This is a genomic window from Escherichia ruysiae (assembly GCF_031323975.1).
GTDB lineage: Bacteria > Pseudomonadota > Gammaproteobacteria > Enterobacterales > Enterobacteriaceae > Escherichia > Escherichia ruysiae.
The window spans coordinates 1,087,206-1,102,739 of the sequence record NZ_JAVIWS010000001.1 but is presented as its reverse complement, the minus strand read 5'-3'; the positions used below and the strand labels follow the sequence as shown (position 1 = coordinate 1,102,739).

The window sequence follows — 15,534 nt, the reverse complement described above, 5'->3', positions numbered from 1 at the left end:
AATGCAATGGAATGGCTGGTCAAAAAATCGTGTTGCGATAAACAAGATAAGAGACATGTAATTATGCTCTGCGATGCTGGCGGCGCGATAAAAATGATCGCTGAAGTGAAGAGTGACTTCGCCGTGAAAGTGGGGGATTTACTCTCGCCTTTGCAGAATGCGCTTTACTGTATTAATCGTGAAAAGTTGCACACGGTGAAAGTCCTCTCGGCAAGCAGTTACAGCCCCGATGAGTGGGAACGGCAGTGTAAATCGGCTGGGAAAATTCAGTAACGTTGTTTTGTCGTGGGAAGGAAAATCAGCATTAATCCGCTCGCAATACAGGTTACGCCCAGCAGCGCTTTCAGTGAAAAAGTCCCTTCCCAACCAGGAAGCACCATTGAAGCAATCCATACCAGTACATAACTCATACTCAGTAAGGCATAGGCTTTGCTGAGTGCCAGTTGATGTAACGCTTTATACCAGCAAAAAACGGAGATCAGATAACCAAGCAATCCGACCAGCAGAATCTGAGCACCGGTATCAAAAGCAAAAAACGCCGCGATAAAATCCCGCCACCGCGTCATCGATGGCAGATGACTTGCCGCATAACCCAGACTTAATTGTGCTGCAGAAGCAATCATGACGCTGAATAATCCCCACATCAGCCCCATTACACCGTACTCCCCAGGATCACAATGCCGCCAATAATGAATGCTACCCCGCACCAGTGACGCAGCGATACCTGCTCGTGCCACAGTTTTACTGCCGCCAGCGTCACCCAGACAAAATTCAGACTCAACATCGGGTAGGCAATGCCTACCGGAACGCTCTGCAAGACCAGTAGCCAGAGCACCATCGCAAGGCCAAGACAAGCCAGCGCCAGTCCCAGCCACAGTACGATATGTTTGCGCCGCTTTTTTATTGCCACAAAGCCGGTTGCCTGTTTCTGACACAACTGCCCGGCTACACTAAGCAGGCTGGCAAAGACTAAAATCATCCAGATCATTTTGGGCGGTACTGAATGAGCACCAGACGTCCCTGATGATCGATGGCATCAGCGGGCGGAATGGCGAGACTGTTGATGTCTTCATCGCGGTCAACCGAAAGCACGAGTGTAATCATCCCCTCCTGACGATGTTGATTAAGCCAGTTTGCGAACTCATCACCGCTGACAAATCTCCCTTGCGCATCCGGATAATTAAGGCCGTATTTCAATTCACCCGTCTGGCGATACATGATGATGTCATCGCGTTGCAGGCTCCATGCCAGACCAGCGGCAACGCCGACGCTGTCGGTAAGAATATAGCGGCTTGGCTGCAGTGATTCTTGTGTCATCTCGACAAAAAATTGCGGATGTTTTCCTTCCATAACTCTGTCAGGAATTGAAAATCCTACCAGCAACGCCATCCCCAGCGGGCAAAGCGCGGCATAAGGCCAGGTTTTATCCACGTTTGTTAAGGTATACCAGCCGAAAAATGCCCATAGCGAAAAAATCGACCATGCACAGAAGACTTTATAGCTCTCGAAGGTTTGCCACACTGGAGTGTTCATTGCTCCCCAGGGGGAGACTACAAACGTGGCAATAATGCCAGTGACACCAAAAGCGATGTTAATCCAGCCATTCATCCGCAACGCCAGAGGATTATTTTTTGCTGCCAGCAAAGCGTAATGCGCCATCAGCATTGCCAGAGGTGCAAAGCAGGAAAGAATATAGGTAGGTAATTTGCCTTTCGCGACGGAGAAAAACAGCAGCGGCATTATCGTCCAGCTCAACAAATAGACGGTTGCGGAATGCTTGCGGTTTTTCCAGCCTGTGTACAGTGCACCGGGGAGTAACCCCAGCCACGGCAGGCTACCGGCAATAATGACCGGCAAGTAGTACCAGAACGGAGCTTTATGCTGGGCATCATCCATCGCAAAGCGTTGAATATGCTCAACCCAGAAAAAATAATGCCAGAAGTCAGACTCCCGCTGCGCTATCGCCAGTCCCCAGGGGAGAACCGTCAGTACGCAACTGATAACCGCCAGCCAGCCGTAAATAAAGAGATCTTTCCAGCGTTTTTGCGTCGCTACCCATGGCAGCACGCTTAATACCGGCACGGCAAGGGCGAGAAAACCTTTAGTCATCACCCCCATGCCGCAGGTGATACCCAGCAGTAAAAATCCCACGCTTTTGCCTTTCCACGTCTGTGCCTGCATTGCCAGCCAGAAGCTGCACATTCCCGCCACCAGCCAGAATGCAATAAACGGATCGAGCACGGCATAAGTGCCGATGGCATAGACAATAAACAATGAGAGATAAATCACTGCGGCGAGTAGTGCCAGACGTTTATCGCGCCATAAGCGCAGTGTAAACCAGGCCACCAGCGCGGCGGTTAACAGGGTCGCAAAGATAACGCCTGCCCGCACACCAACGTTATTCGCACCAAATAGCCATTGCCCAATGCTGTTAATCCAGTATCCGGCAATGGGTTTTTCAAAATAACGTAGCCCTAACAGATGGGGCACAATCCAGTCTCCGGATGCCAGCATTTCCCGACTGATTTCCGCATAACGCGTTTCATCTGGTTGCCAGAGCAGACGATAATTAATCGGCAAGAGATAATAGGCGGTGATAAACGCAAAGAATGCTGCGTAATAGCGAATGGATTTCATGGAAGCATTCCCGCAGCTTGTTGGCAACCCAGCCAGCCTTCACGTCCGGCAATACTTCCGCGAACAACTTGTCCGAGCGGCAACGTCCCTGATAACAGTTCGCTTAAAGGGCAAAATGTCACGCCTTCCTGGGCTGCGCGTTTCAGGAGATCCACAAAATTATGCTGATAAGCGCAGCCTTCAACTTCGGCATGAATGGTATAAACCGGCGTGCCTTTATCTCGCAGGATGCGGTTGAGTAACCAACCGTTAAAATCTTCTGCTTTCACATCCCGACCAATCACTTCATCCCAGGTGGGTAAGGTCACCGGAATTTGCGCAGTGCCAGGGTTTCCTGATTCGAGCAGTGGCCGAAACGGCATGGCCCCACGACAATCGCTGTTGTAGCGCAAATGGAACGCTTCTTTTGCTTCGATCACCTGCTGGTCGGCACGCCAGCCCGCAGCGGCAGAACAGGTTACCGGTTGGCCGATAATCTCTTCAAGGGTGCGAAGACCACGTGCAATATCGTCGACCATTGTTTGGCGATCCCAGTTACCGCTCTGGGCTTGCCAGGCATGGTGATCCCAGGCGTGCAGGCCGACTTCGTGGTATTTAGCCGCTTCGCGAATGATATCGGCGTTGGCATAACCAATCTCTTTACCTGGCCATGCCGTACCGGCCAGTAAAATATCCCAGCCATAAAGCGATGCCGCGTTTGAGCGCAGCATCTTCCACAAAAACTGTGGTTTCACTAGCCGCCAGAGATGGCGACCCATATTGTCCGGGCCGACGCTGAAAAAAATGCTGGCCTGAATATTATGCTTACTCAAGATTTCCAGAAGACGCGGCACGCCTTCACGGGTGCCACGAAAGGTATCGACATCAATGCGTAAGCCCACTTTGGTCATGATCATTTTTCCGTAAGATCGACAGTGCGCAGGAAGAAATCCAGTGTTTCGTCGATGGTTTCCTGCATATCAATTTTCGGTTCCCAGCCCAGGCAGCGGTGGGCATTGCGGATGCTCGGTTTACGATGCTCTACGTCCTGATATCCTTTGCCGTAGTAGCTGCTACTTTCGACAACCCGAAAGCCCGCAAACGGTGGGAAGTGATGGCGCAGTGGATGTTTTTCGAAGCTCGCCAGCAGCATCTCGCCCAGTTCCTCAATGCTCGCTTCGTTATCAGGATTGCCAATGTTGATAATTTCGCCGTCGCAGCGATTTCCCGCATTTTCGATAATGCGGTATAACGCTTCAATGCCATCCCGAATATCAGTAAAGCAGCGTTTTTGTTTTCCGCCATCAATCAGCTTAATCGGTGAACCTTCCACCAGGTTGAGAATGAGTTGCGTAATAGCGCGCGAACTGCCAATTCGCGCCGCATTCAGGTTATCCAGCCGTGGCCCCATCCAGTTAAACGGACGGAAGAGGGTGAACTGTAAACCTTCTTTTTCGCCATACGCCCAGAGCACCCGATCAAGTAACTGTTTTGAAACCGAATAAATCCAGCGCGGTTTATTCACCGGGCCGACGATTAAATTAGAATGGTCTTCATCGAAGTATTTATCGCTACACATCCCATAAACTTCTGAAGTCGACGGGAAGATGATTCGCTTACGGTACTTCACGCAATAACGGATAATGCGCAGATTCTCTTCAAAATCGAGTTCAAATACGCGCAGCGGGTTGCGGGTATATTCAATCGGTGTGGCTATCGCCACCAGCGGCAAGACGACATCACATTTTTTGACGTGATACTCAATCCATTCGGAATGAATACTGATATCGCCTTCGACAAAGTGAAAACGCGGATGATTCAGAAAACGGCTTATCGCATCGCTGCCGATATCCAGACCGTAAACTTCATAATGATCTTCGCGCAGCAGGCGTTCTGTCAGATGGTTACCAATAAAGCCATTCACCCCGAGGATGAGTACCCGGGTACGGTGTCGGGCAGCGCAGGTTGATTGGCTATTTAATCGTGAACCTTGCACCAGCCCCAGCGTTTGCGCTAATTGTGAGCCTTGCATGGTAATGCCGTCGCCCGCCTGTCCGGTGACGATTTCCAGCGTGCCATAACCACAGGCAATCAACAGCGGTGAAACAGAAATCACGCTGCCCGACTGTGCGGCAGTAGTAAGGGAATGAACGCGGGACGACCAGACTGTAAATTTCTGATTGCCAACATAGCTAAAGGCGCCAGGCCAGGGATCGGCAACGGCACGCACCATGTTGTGGAGTTCACAAGCCGGTTTATGCCATTCGAGGCGGCTGTCCTCCGGTGTTCTGCGACCAAAACAGGTGGCTTCGTTCTCACGCTGGGCGATTTCCAGAATATTACCGTGTTTAATAGCGGGTAACGTCTGTTCCAGTAACTGACGCGCGGCGTGGCACAATTTATGATGTAGCGTAATGGCAATATCATCCGGCGCAATGGTAACGCGTAGCTGGGCAATAATGGCCCCGGCATCGGCACACTTCACCATTCGGTGCAACGTAACGCCCGTTTCCGTTTCACCGTTCACCAGCACCCAGTTCAGCGGCGCGCGACCACGATATTTCGGTAACAGCGAACCATGCAGATTAAATGCGCCTGCGGGAGCAAGCTGCAAAATCTCGTCGCTGATCAAATGTCGATAATAAAAAGAGAAAATCACATCAGGTGACAGTTGGGCTATGCGTTCTACCCACAGCGGATGGTTAACGTTATCCGGCGCGTAAACCGGAATGCCTCTTTCCGCCGCCAGACGAGCCACCGAACCATAAAACGCTTTTTCGCCAGGATTATCGGTATGAGTAAAAATGGCGCTAATTTCGTAACCGGCAGCCAGCAAGGCTTCAATGCCCAGGCATCCCATATCGTGATAGGCAAAAACGGCGGTTTTCATTATTCATTTTCCTTGCTGGATGGACGGATAACTTGCTGAACAAAATAGCGGGGGCGGGCGCGGACATCGGTGTAGATCCTGCCGATATATTCACCGAGCAAGCCCATGCCGATAAACTGAGCGCCAATAAAGGTAAACAGCACGGCAAACAGCATAAAGACTCCTTCAGCCGCCCATTGTGGTCCGAAGGTCAGGCGTAAAATCACCAGCAGCACCGCGATGCTAAAACCGCCAATCGCAATAATGCTGCCGAGCAGACTCAGCATACGTAGCGGCGTAGTGGTAAGGCAGGTCACCAGGTCGTACATCAAATTAATCAGGCGCATAAAGCTGTATTTGGATTCACCAAACTCACGCTCGGCATGATGCACCGGAATTTCAATGGCGCGGCGGGCAAAGATATTCGCCAGAATAGGAATAAAGGTGCTGCGTTCATGGCAGTGCAACATCGCATCGACAATATGCCGGCGATAAGCGCGCAGCATACAGCCGTAGTCGCCCATCGCTTTGCCGGTGGTGCGCTGGATAAGCCGGTTAATCATCTTCGAGGCGGTTTTACGAAACCAGCTGTCCTGGCGATTCTGGCGCACAGTCCCTACCACGTCGTAACCTTCATCGGCTTTTTCCACCAGGTGGGGGATTTCTTCTGGTGGATTCTGGAGATCGGCATCAAGAGTAATGATTAAGTCGCCGGTAACGTGACTGAATCCCGCCATAATTGCCGAATGTTGTCCGTAATTGCGGTTAAGCAAAATAGACACAATATGGCTGCCCTCCGCTTGTGAGGCATCGACCAGCATTTGTGCGGAGTTGTCGTTACTGCCGTCATCAACCAACAGTATTTCATACTCTTTGCCCAGTGATTCACAAGCTGCGGTGGTGCGCCTGATTAATTCCGGTAAACTTTCCTGCTCGTTATAAATGGGAATAACCACCGAGACTTTCTTAACAGGGTGGATTTCAAACATGGCTTATTGTCCTGCGAGTTGCTGAAGGGCAGTGATGACGCGATCGGCATCGGCGGTGGTCATATCCGGGAACAGCGGCAACGAACAGATGCGTTCGCTATTCCATTCCGTATTCGGCAACGACAGCGTTGGAAAACGCTCGCGATAATATTTTTGCGTGTGGGCGGCGCGGAAATGTAACCCGGTTCCAATGCCTCTTTCTTTTAACGCTTCCATCAGAGCATCGCGGCTGATACCACAACGTTGTTCATCAACACGAATGATAAACAGATGCCAGGCGTGAACGTGTGACCATGCAGGAACGCTTAAAGGCTGGAAAGGGAGAGTTGCCAGTGCTTGCTGATATTGCAGGGCAATGTCGCGACGGCGAGTATTTAGTTGCTCTAATTTATTCAACTGCGTCAGAGCTATCGCAGCGTTAATATCGGTCAGATTGTACTTATAGCCTGGCGTTAATACTTCAGCCTGCGGTGTGCGGCCCCAGGTTTGTCTGTCGTATGCATCGACACCCAGACCATGAAATTTCAACATGCGTAACTGGCGGGCGAGGTTTTCATTATCGGTAACAATCAGGCCGCCTTCCGCGCAGGTAATATTTTTGATGGCGTGAAACGAAAAAATAGCGGTGCCCTTTGCACCAGTATGCTGACCTTTGTAATACGTACCGACGGCGTGGGCGGCATCTTCAATGACCGCGATACCGTGGCGTTCAGCAATGGCGCGAATGGCGTCAATATCTGCTGGCGCTCCGGCATAATGCACCGGGATAATCGCTTTGGTGTAGGGCGTAATGGCCGCTTCGATCGCTTCAGGCGTGATCATCAGCGTATCGCGATCAACGTCCACCATCACCGGCGTTGCGCCCAACAGGGAGATCATATTGAGGGTTGAAACCCAGGTCATGGAGGGGGTGATGACTTCATCATCAGCGCCAATCCCCAGCGCCATCAGCGTGATATGCATTCCAGCAGTGGCCGAGCTGACTGCGATGGCATGTTGATTTCCTGTCAACTGGCAAAAGGCCGCTTCCAGTGCTTGATTCTTCGGGCCAGTGGTTATCCAACCGGATTCGAAAACCTCTTGAACTGCAGCGAGTTCTTCCGCGCCTATTGCCGGACGCGAAAAAGGTAAAAAGTCTGACATCGTTTTTCCTTCGGCCATTGAATACCTTTCCCTGTTATTCGCTAATATCTGTCATAGGGAACGTTATGTGTATTTTGCCATTTGGAATGAAATTCTAAGGGTAGAATATTAATTTAACCTTAAGGAATGAATATAAGGCTTAAATATTATTTTTTTTGTTTTTGTATCTTATTCAGGCTTTTAATTTGACAAGATTTAAGGCATTTTGCGTGCATCGTAATGTTTTAATACTATCCCAGCCACTATTTACCGGTGAAAATGTCGTTTGTTTTCGCGGTCATTTAGCTGGCTACGCTTGTCTATAGGTGGAGCTTAAGTGTTAGCTTTTAGTGGGACTTCGTTGAAGTCTAAAAAATATATCTACATTTTACTGGCGCTTGGGGCGATTGTGGGGCTGGGTACACATGCTGCCTGGAGCAGTAATGGTTTGCCGCGTATCGACAATAAAACGCTGGCCAGATTAGCGCAGCAGCACCCGGTTGTGGTTCTGTTTCGCCATGCGGAACGCTGCGATCGCTCCTCTAATCAATGCTTGTCAGACAAAACAGGCATTACGGTGAAAGGTGCTCAGAATGCCCGTGAACTGGGCAAAGCTTTTAGCGCGGACATCCCTGATTTCGATCTTTATTCCAGTAATGCCGTTCGGACTATTCAATCAGCGACCTGGTTTTCTGCTGGAAAAAAACTGACGGTAGATAAACGGTTTTTACAATGTAGAAATGAGATTTATAGCACAATTAAGGAGTTGCAAAGCAAAGCTCCAGATAAAAATATCGTTATTTTCACCCATAACCATTGTCTGACCTATGTCGCAAAAGATAAACGAAACGTGACATTTAAACCAGATTATCTGGATGGGTTGGTAATGCATGTGGAAAAAGGCAACGTTTTACTGGATGGTGAGTTTGTTAATCGGTGATTTGTTAATATGACAGCCAATAATGGCTGTCATTACTGTTACATCAGACCTTTCAAACGTAATGTTTTCTGAGTGGCGACATTCAAATCATAGTGAGCAAGATCTTCAGGTTTTACCCATGCGTATTCCTGAAACTCTTCGTTAATTTTCACTTCACGGTTGGCAGAGACGCAGTCAAAGATCAGGTAAATCATATAAATCTCTTCCTTGCGGCCATCTGCATATGTCTTGATGCGAATATCATCACTGAACGTCCACGGCGTGATGTCAGTAAGAATCAGTTGCTCGCCCAGCTCTTCTCTGATTTCACGACGTAATGCTTCTTCAATGCGCTCACCGGGTTCTACGCCGCCGCCAGACAGCGCCCATTGTCCGGGGAAAACGCCGCGATCGTCGGCCATTTTACACAGCAGATAAGCACCATCATTTTGAATTAAGGGACAAACTATAGTCCGTTGCCGCATGGGAATATTCCTTACCACCAAAAATAAAACAAAAGAATACGGCAATGGATCAACGCGTGAAAGTGGCATTGGTCTTTTTTGCGATGATAATCATGGTGATTGTTTTTTTTGGTTTCATCTTTTTGGTGGCTATTTTTTCTGCACTTAATTATTCAAGAAGTATTTAGTTACAATAAGTTAGCAGATCGCTTTTTTCACGCATTGAATCCTCTGTGTCAGGCAGTACAATCCCGCAGCTTTGGGGACTTTTAATTATCTTCTTGCGGGAAAAGGTAAAAATGAAAAAATTTGCGCTGCCAGTTCTGGCTGGAATGCTATTGGTTTCTGCATCGGCAAATGCGATAAGCATTAGCGGTCAGGCGGGAAAAGAATATACCAATATTGGCGTCGGTTTCGGTACTGAATCGACCGGTCTGGCATTAAGCGGTAACTGGACACATAACGATGACGACGGTGACGTCGCGGGCGTTGGTCTGGGATTGAATCTGCCGCTGGGACCGTTAATGGCAACTGTGGGCGGTAAAGGCGTTTACACCAACCCGAACGACGGCGATGAAGGTTATGCCGCAGCGGTAGGCGGTGGCTTGCAGTGGCAAATTGGCGATAGCTTCCGTCTGTTTGGTGAGTATTACTACTCTCCGGATTCGCTCTCCAGTGGTATTAAAAGTTATGAAGAAGCGAATGCTGGCGCGCGTTACACCATTATGCGTCCAGTCAGTATTGAGGCGGGTTATCGCTACCTGAATCTGTCGGGTAAAGACGGTAACCGCGACAACGCCGTGGCTGACGGCCCGTATGTCGGTGTTAACGCCAGTTTCTGATGCCTTCCGGCGCGGCGTTCTGCCGCGCCATTCAGTTTCTTACTACGCCTTATCTCCCTTTGCGTTATAGTGATTCGATAACAAAAGCAGGAGATAACCATGTTAAAAGTGGAAATGTTATCCACCGGGGATGAAGTGTTACACGGGCAAATCGTTGACACTAACGCTGCCTGGCTGGCGGATTTTTTCTTTCATCAGGGATTGCCATTATCTCGCCGCAATACAGTGGGCGATAACCTTGATGATTTAGTGACCATTCTGCGCGAACGTAGTCAGCACGCCGATGTGCTGATCGTCAATGGCGGACTGGGGCCGACCAGTGATGATTTAAGCGCACTCGCCGCAGCGACAGCCAAAGGTGAAAGCCTGGTTCTTCATGAAGCCTGGCTCAATGAGATGGAACGCTATTTCCGCGAACGTGGTCGCGTAATGGCGCCGAGCAACCGCAAACAGGCGGAGCTGCCAGCCAGTGCTGAATTTATCAATAACCCGGTAGGCACCGCTTGTGGTTTTGCCGTGCAGCTTAACCGTTGCCTGATATTCTTTACCCCCGGCGTACCGTCGGAGTTTAAGGTGATGGTGGAGCATGAAATCCTGCCGCGCCTGCGCGAGCGTTTTTCTTTGCCGCAGCCGCCGGTTTGTCTGCGGCTGACCACTTTTGGTCGTTCGGAAAGCGATCTGGCACAAAGCCTGGATATGTTGCAACTGCCGCCAGGTGTGACGATGGGCTATCGCTCTTCCATGCCGATTATTGAACTGAAACTCACTGGACCGGCAAGCGAGCAACAGGCGATGGAAAAACTGTGGCTGGACGTTAAACGCGTCGCCGGGCAGAGCATGATTTTCGAAGGCACAGAAGGGCTGCCTGCACAAATCAGTCGCGAACTGCAAAGTCGCCAGTTCAGCCTGACGTTGAGTGAGCAATTCACCGGTGGTTTATTGGCTTTGCAACTCGCGCGCGCAGGTGCGCCATTACTGGCATGTGAAGTGGTTCCTTCACAGGAAGAAACTCTGGCGCAAACTGCACACTGGATTACAGAACGGCGGGCCAACCATTTTGCCGGGCTGGCACTGGCTGTTTCTGGTTTCGAGAACGAGCATCTCAACTTTGCGCTAGCCACACCAGACGGCACTTTCGCTCTGCGTGTGCGTTTCAGCACTACGCGCTACAGCCTGGCTATCCGTCAGGAAGTGTGCGCAATGATGGCACTGAATATGCTGCGCCGTTGGCTGAACGGGCAGAACATCGCCAGTGAGCATGGCTGGATTGAGGTTGTTGAGTCGCTGAGACTGTCGCCGCAATAATAGTCCAGGTGCCGGATGCTTCCGGCACCTGTTCGCGGGTTTATTGCTGTTCATTACGGAAACGAAAGATAAAATGTCGCATCCGCATCCGCTTTTCCTGGCGTTACATTACTTTCTGTCTGAATATATCGCGCACTAAAATTCAACGACGTGGCTGATTGCTGAATATTACTTAACTGTAAAACGTAATCAGGTTGATTAAGGGGGATAATATTTTTATTCTTATCTAAGATCTGTACGCCAACCCCAGAGGCAGAATTATTCTGTTGAGTTAGCTTCAGGATTGAATTATTACTTCCACTTACCGTATCGCCTTCAAAACGTATGGCGACATTGGTTCCCGGATCACACGTTAGTCCGATATTAAAATCTACCAGCGCCGAAGTGGAGTTAATCCCTTTGAAGGTGGTGTCGGAATTAATTCCTGCGGCGGGTGATAATGAAACTGGAACATCAGGCGTGTTCAGGTCGCAGCTCAATGAGTGAAGATTAATAATGGTGTTGCTAAATTCGAGAGAAAATGCCTCAATATTATTCCACCAAATGCCAGCATTACTAAAACGAGATAAATCAATTTCACCACCCTGTAATTCCCCGATGACTTTTAATTGTATGCGGAAATTACCCTCAACGGAAAAGTTGTTTTTATTTGCAGTGCTGGTGCGTTTAGGGTATTCCATGCAGTAATTGTTTGGGGTGGTATTATTATTCTTTAAATCGTAAAATATTTTAATGCCGACGCCAGAATTTTTTCCATTAGTCAAAGGCACATTGAATAAACAGATATCACTGCCGACTAAAGTTGAAGGAGAAGTGGCAAACCCTTCACTGTAATCAGGATAATTATCTGAGCATGTGATCTGTCCTGAGTGACTGGAATGGTAACTTCGATCAAAAATTATGGTTCCTGGCGCTGTGTTTTTATTGTATTCAGAATTGATCGAAATATCAGAAAATGAAACTAATGCCGGTCCACCACTGGTGTAGCTACATGTTTTAGCGAAACTAAGAGAAGGAACAAAGGCTGCTATCAAAATAACCAGCAGCAATAACGCTTCACGACTTGTAACTTTATAAGTACTGATGATTTTTATCTTCATGATGTTAATCACACGCTGCGGTGGCAATAATAAGATTAGTCATGTTTTGCGGGGTCTGAAGTAGTTCTGGTAATATACGAACCTGGCAACTTTCAGTGGCCGATTTTCCCCACTTGACTTGCCATTTTTGATTAGCTTGTGCGCCGGATAAATACGTTTCACCGTTTCGCCCAACGAGGGTTGAAATTTGCTCATCTTCAGCAGTGACTACGGCTCCAAAGGGAACAAATTTGTCTTTATGCATTAAGGTTAAAAGTAATTTCTGACCATATCGCGTTGAAAAATTGGCTACGACTAATGCGCCTTCCGTAGGAATAACTTCTTGTACCGGTTCCGGTATTTCAACATTTGACGGCAAGGTTTGCGTATTGATGGCGATACGGTTGCGCTGAAATGCTGATGCATAAGGGATGATGGAGTATCCTCGCCAGTCGGTATAAACCGACGTTCCTCTGTTAATGCCCAGCCCACTGGCATCAGGCGCGCGCACCAGAATCGATGATTCACCTAAAGACTGGGCAAGGGTTAATCCATACGGATGCAGAACAATTGCGCCCTGCATATTGTAATTTAATTGCCGTTGATCCTGACTATAGTTCCAGCCTGCGCCAATTACGCCTTTACTGGAGCGATAACTGAGTGACGTATTGCCACCATAACCTTGATCGCCATGACTTTGTTGCAGACTATAACTGAGATTATTATCTTCCAGCGCAGTACCGTTAAGCGCCACACTGTTTAAAGTGTGACCGCTATTACTGCTGGTGTTATTGTAATTAACATGCGCACCAGGTAACCATTTTCCTAGTGGAACGCTGACAGAAAGTGAGAGTTGTTGATCGTTCTTATTATTGTCTGGCATTCGTGTCAGTAAATAACTTAGGCTAAAACTCACATTTTCCCAACTATGACTATACCCTACGCTGAGGCTGCGCTCTTTACCCCCGAGTCCCCAATAATCTTGTTGATAGCCTGAAATATTGAACTGACCAAACGAGGGGATCGCCTGATTAATGGTAAGTTGTAACCGACGATGGCGGTTATAGTTGTTACGGTATGAAAACGCGTCGTCCTCATCATACTCTTTATTATTTTGTGCTTCGCTAAAGGTATAGAAATTCTCTGTGGAATAACGGTAGCCAGCAAGCGTGATATTCGTTTCAGTGCTGGAGAAATTTTTCGAGTAAAGCAATCGGTAAGATTGTCCTTGTTGTGAACTGTCATCAACCGTCTGGCTATATGAACGAGTAATGTCTGCTGAAAGCGAGCCAAAGTGTTGTAAATCGATACCTGCGCCTAATGCGCCAGAACGATAATCACTGGCAAAAATTGTGCCACCATAGAGGGTAATGCCTGCAGGTAAACCGTAAATCAGCGTTGCCTGAGCAAAGCCGGGTTTATCATGGGAGTTATCAGATGAGCGATATTCTCCGCCAGATAAACTATAAGACATGGCTCCTTCTCGTCGCATGACAGGAATTGAAGCTGATGCCTGAATATATTTTTGTTCGCTACCATCAGATTCTTTCACCGTGACTTCCATATCCCCACCAGAAGAAACAGGAGAGACATCATGTAATTCGAAAGGACCTGGGGATACCGTACTTTGGTAAATAATATAATTATTTTGTCGAATCGTCACTTGCGCATTGCTTTTGGCAACGCCGCGAATAACGGGGGCAAAACCTCTCATGCTGTAAGGAAGCATATTTTCATTACTTTCCAGTTTTACCCCACGAAACTGGAAACTATCGAAAACGGCTGAATCTGTCCAGGTATCGCCAAGAATGAGTTTGCTGGTTAACGCAGGGATATTTCGCCAGATATAGGTATCAATATTTTGCCAGGTGCCATCGTTGTAATTAATGTTATTTCTTAAACGCCAGGGACCAAGATTAATACCATTATTCAGATTAAGGTATGAACTATTATCTGAACGACCATCTTGCCAATTATGTGAGCCGCTAAAATAGTAATTTGTAAACAACGCAGGCAATCCATTATCCCATAAAACCGGATCAATATACCCGTTTGCGGCATTGTTCATCGCCAGTTGTGGAACTGACAGATACAGGCGCAGCGAACTCTGCTCAAAGCGCACTGATGAAAAGGGAATATAATTTTCTAAATTCGTCACGATATCGTCATCTGCCAGCGTGGCAAATGACGCGGAGGGGCTATTGGCAACCCCCATAGCGATATACTCTTTTTTGCTTAACACAGGTAAGAGTTTGTTCGCTTTATCATCAACGACAAAATCAATATCTTTACGTGTAATGCGTTGATTATTCATAAAAACATCGACCCGATATTTACCGGGCACCAGGCCATCATTTTTGTCAAAATTTTTAATGGCTTCCAGTTCGCTTTCTGAAGCCCCTGACTCTAAAAGTTTGTAATTAAACACCTCGCGGGCGTAACTGTTTTGTAACAGTGTCAATGGCACTATTGTTACAACAACATGCAAACAAAATAGATGTAAGGAGTTCATGTTATTATTACTTTCCTTGTACGAGATAATTCCTGTCGTTTTCCTGAACAATCTATTGCGCTTATAACCGGGTCTTTATGGTACTTGTCGTACCGCCGTAATCATTTATTGCTGACCATTCAACACTATTGTTTTCAGAAGAGGATGCGGTCAGAGTATATGTTTGCTCGCCAAATGGATTGAGCATCATTTTCACAACGCCGTTTCCTTTATACGATACGGGCTTACCATTCACTGCCAGAGTGCGGAAGGTGACAAAGTAAGGTGTTGGGTTTTTGGCGATTAGCCTGTTGCCTTGTATCCGGAAAGCGATTTTGCTATAGGCGGTATTGGCATCATCAGCAAGCCTCAGCGGACGATAAAAAACTTTGAGCTGGCTCTGAACGGCAAATTGCAGTTGATTCGGCACCTGTGAAGACTCTTCTGACATCCCAGGAATGGATTTTACATTTAGCCAAAAAATGGATTCACGATCCTCCGGCAATTTTTGCGTACCGGTATAGATTAAGCGGAAAAGCGTGTTTTTCTGAGCTTCCAGTTTAACTAACGGCGGAGTGAGTACAAATGGCGTTTTCTTATTTGCATCATTGGCAAAGTCACTCATCCAGGCCTGAACAAGGTATGAACGCTCTTTATCTTGATTCGTCACTTCTACAGGGATTTCCCGCGCCGTGGACGGGTAAATAATTCTTGTTCCCCGAATAACCACTCCCCCGTAAGCAATGTTGGCAAATAATACAATCAGTAATAAAGAGTATTTTTTCATGCATTTTTACTTTAGTAATTAAGGGGTGTAGTAATTTCACCCCTTTGAAAT

15 protein-coding genes are annotated in these 15,534 nt (G+C 47.8%); 4 read left to right on the top strand and 11 right to left on the bottom strand.

Annotation, left to right across the window (positions count from 1 at the left end):
- Positions 1 to 6: 6 nt before the first annotated feature.
- Positions 7 to 273 carry a signal transduction protein PmrD gene (pmrD, locus tag RGV86_RS05585; RefSeq protein ID WP_000455127.1) on the top strand — a complete coding sequence of 89 codons (267 nt, stop codon included), beginning with the start codon at positions 7 to 9 and terminating at the stop codon, positions 271 to 273.
- On the opposite strand, the gene arnF is transcribed toward pmrD, so the two are convergent.
- Genes arnF through arnB form a run of 7 tightly spaced genes read right to left on the bottom strand, consistent with a single transcriptional unit; the run spans position 267 to position 7,617 of the window.
- The gene (gene arnF / locus RGV86_RS05580; RefSeq protein ID WP_000523886.1) at positions 267 to 653 is read right to left on the bottom strand and encodes a 4-amino-4-deoxy-L-arabinose-phosphoundecaprenol flippase subunit ArnF; all 387 of its coding nucleotides are present in this window, start codon (positions 651 to 653) and stop codon (positions 267 to 269) included. The two genes, pmrD and arnF, sit on opposite strands and share 7 nt — an antisense overlap.
- On the bottom strand, positions 653 to 988 hold the full coding sequence (gene arnE / locus RGV86_RS05575) for a 4-amino-4-deoxy-L-arabinose-phosphoundecaprenol flippase subunit ArnE (RefSeq protein ID WP_085460965.1): 336 nt from the start codon (positions 986 to 988) through the stop codon (positions 653 to 655). The genes arnF and arnE overlap by 1 nt, the downstream gene beginning before the upstream one ends.
- Positions 985 to 2,637, bottom strand: a complete 1,653-nt coding sequence (arnT, locus tag RGV86_RS05570; RefSeq protein WP_085460964.1) for a lipid IV(A) 4-amino-4-deoxy-L-arabinosyltransferase — start codon at positions 2,635 to 2,637, stop codon at positions 985 to 987. The genes arnE and arnT overlap by 4 nt, the downstream gene beginning before the upstream one ends.
- Entirely contained in the window at positions 2,634 to 3,527 is an 894-nt protein-coding gene (arnD, locus tag RGV86_RS05565) for a 4-deoxy-4-formamido-L-arabinose-phosphoundecaprenol deformylase (protein WP_085460963.1), read from the bottom strand. Before arnD ends, arnT begins: the two co-directional genes overlap by 4 nt.
- 2 nt (positions 3,528 to 3,529) lie before the next feature.
- On the bottom strand, positions 3,530 to 5,506 hold the full coding sequence (gene arnA / locus RGV86_RS05560; protein WP_137598264.1) for a bifunctional UDP-4-amino-4-deoxy-L-arabinose formyltransferase/UDP-glucuronic acid oxidase ArnA: 1,977 nt from the start codon (positions 5,504 to 5,506) through the stop codon (positions 3,530 to 3,532).
- Complete coding sequence (gene arnC, locus RGV86_RS05555) at positions 5,506 to 6,474, bottom strand: undecaprenyl-phosphate 4-deoxy-4-formamido-L-arabinose transferase (RefSeq protein ID WP_000461630.1); 969 nt, start codon at positions 6,472 to 6,474, stop codon at positions 5,506 to 5,508. The genes arnA and arnC overlap by 1 nt, the downstream gene beginning before the upstream one ends.
- A gap of 3 nt (positions 6,475 to 6,477) precedes the next feature.
- Positions 6,478 to 7,617, bottom strand: a complete 1,140-nt coding sequence (arnB, locus tag RGV86_RS05550; RefSeq protein ID WP_024212460.1) for a UDP-4-amino-4-deoxy-L-arabinose aminotransferase — start codon at positions 7,615 to 7,617, stop codon at positions 6,478 to 6,480.
- Positions 7,618 to 7,933: 316 nt separating this feature from the next.
- On the opposite strand from arnB, the gene ais reads away from it, so the two are divergent.
- Positions 7,934 to 8,536 (top strand): lipopolysaccharide core heptose(II)-phosphate phosphatase Ais, encoded by a 603-nt coding sequence (gene ais / locus RGV86_RS05545; protein WP_000879241.1) that lies wholly within the window; start codon positions 7,934 to 7,936, stop codon positions 8,534 to 8,536.
- Between the two features lie 38 nt (positions 8,537 to 8,574).
- Here the strand turns inward: ais and nudI are convergent, their stop codons facing one another.
- Positions 8,575 to 9,000 (bottom strand): nucleoside triphosphatase NudI, encoded by a 426-nt coding sequence (nudI, locus tag RGV86_RS05540; protein ID WP_001249882.1) that lies wholly within the window; start codon positions 8,998 to 9,000, stop codon positions 8,575 to 8,577.
- 278 nt (positions 9,001 to 9,278) lie between these two features.
- Between nudI and RGV86_RS05535 the strand changes: the two genes are divergently transcribed.
- Both RGV86_RS05535 and RGV86_RS05530 read left to right on the top strand, forming a co-directional pair.
- On the top strand, positions 9,279 to 9,821 hold the full coding sequence (locus RGV86_RS05535; protein ID WP_000712688.1) for a YfaZ family outer membrane protein: 543 nt from the start codon (positions 9,279 to 9,281) through the stop codon (positions 9,819 to 9,821).
- Positions 9,822 to 9,920: 99 nt separating this feature from the next.
- Positions 9,921 to 11,126, top strand: a complete 1,206-nt coding sequence (locus RGV86_RS05530) for a nicotinamide mononucleotide deamidase-related protein YfaY (protein ID WP_000921647.1) — start codon at positions 9,921 to 9,923, stop codon at positions 11,124 to 11,126.
- Between the two features lie 53 nt (positions 11,127 to 11,179).
- Here RGV86_RS05530 and RGV86_RS05525 read toward each other — a convergent pair whose 3' ends face one another.
- The 3 genes from RGV86_RS05525 to RGV86_RS05515 all read right to left on the bottom strand — a co-directional run bounded on the left by RGV86_RS05525 (position 11,180) and on the right by RGV86_RS05515 (position 15,483).
- Positions 11,180 to 12,226 carry a fimbrial protein gene (locus RGV86_RS05525; RefSeq protein ID WP_128568110.1) on the bottom strand — a complete coding sequence of 349 codons (1,047 nt, stop codon included), beginning with the start codon at positions 12,224 to 12,226 and terminating at the stop codon, positions 11,180 to 11,182.
- Between the two features lie 4 nt (positions 12,227 to 12,230).
- Positions 12,231 to 14,717, bottom strand: a complete 2,487-nt coding sequence (locus tag RGV86_RS05520) for a fimbria/pilus outer membrane usher protein (protein ID WP_085460958.1) — start codon at positions 14,715 to 14,717, stop codon at positions 12,231 to 12,233.
- 61 nt (positions 14,718 to 14,778) lie between these two features.
- Entirely contained in the window at positions 14,779 to 15,483 is a 705-nt protein-coding gene (locus RGV86_RS05515; RefSeq protein WP_085460957.1) for a fimbrial biogenesis chaperone, read from the bottom strand.
- Between the last annotated feature and the right edge of the window lie 51 nt (positions 15,484 to 15,534).